We start from the raw sequence: 703 nt of genomic DNA, 5'->3' as shown, positions 1-703 counted from the left end.
GGGTATGTGCCCCTCCCCACTGCTTATCGCAGCTTATCACGTCCTTCTTCGCCTCTGAGAGCCTAGGCATCCCCCGTGTGCCCTTATCTACTTCTCGTAGTGACTAACTCTCCCTTGCAGAAGAGCAGTCGAGCTCAGGGTATTACAACTAGGTAATACTCTTTCTTTTTCTTACTCTGTTTTCCTCTATGTCAAAGAACGTGTACCACTCCTATTGAGTAGTAATGCCGATTAGCTCAATCACTTAAACTAATCCAGTATCATTCACCTTGGTTATCCGATTGAGAACCAGTGTTGGTGGAGAATAACGGATTCGAACCGTTGACCCCCTGCGTGCAAGGCAGGTGCTCTAGCCAGCTGAGCTAATCCCCCGGGTGATCCAGCCTGACCATTTGTCAAGCAAAGTGGGCCTGCCTGGACTCGAACCAGGGACCTCTACATTATCAGTGTAGCGCTCTAACCACCTGAGCTACAAGCCCGGGTCGACTTAAAGTCGAATCCGTAAATAACGTTGAACAACTGAAAAAGACAACAAGGGGTAGTATTTCAAGCGGGCGAAACGAAGAGCCTCGGCAGCTCTTGTGCGTCAAGGCGAGTCGGAACGAGCTCCAGAAAGGAGGTGATCCAGCCGCACCTTCCGGTACGGCTACCTTGTTACGACTTAGCCCCAGTTACTTGTTCTACCCTAACTGGCTTCTGTGAC

2 tRNA genes and 2 rRNA genes are annotated in these 703 nt (G+C 50.4%); all 4 read right to left on the bottom strand.

Annotated elements, in window-relative coordinates:
• Window positions 1-97: ribosomal RNA gene (locus tag DNI29_RS23810) — 23S ribosomal RNA — on the bottom strand; the annotation flags it as partial.
• A 198-nt stretch (window positions 98-295) separates the two neighbouring features.
• Window positions 296-372: transfer RNA gene (locus tag DNI29_RS23805), tRNA-Ala, on the bottom strand.
• 33 nt (window positions 373-405) lie between these two features.
• A tRNA-Ile gene (locus DNI29_RS23800) sits at window positions 406-479 on the bottom strand.
• A 133-nt stretch (window positions 480-612) separates the two neighbouring features.
• Window positions 613-703: ribosomal RNA gene (locus DNI29_RS23795) — 16S ribosomal RNA — on the bottom strand; the annotation flags it as partial.

Source organism: Hymenobacter sediminis (assembly GCF_003231285.1).
Classification (GTDB): Bacteria; Bacteroidota; Bacteroidia; order Cytophagales; family Hymenobacteraceae; genus Hymenobacter; species Hymenobacter sediminis.
This window is presented reverse-complemented; position numbering and strand designations above follow the sequence as displayed.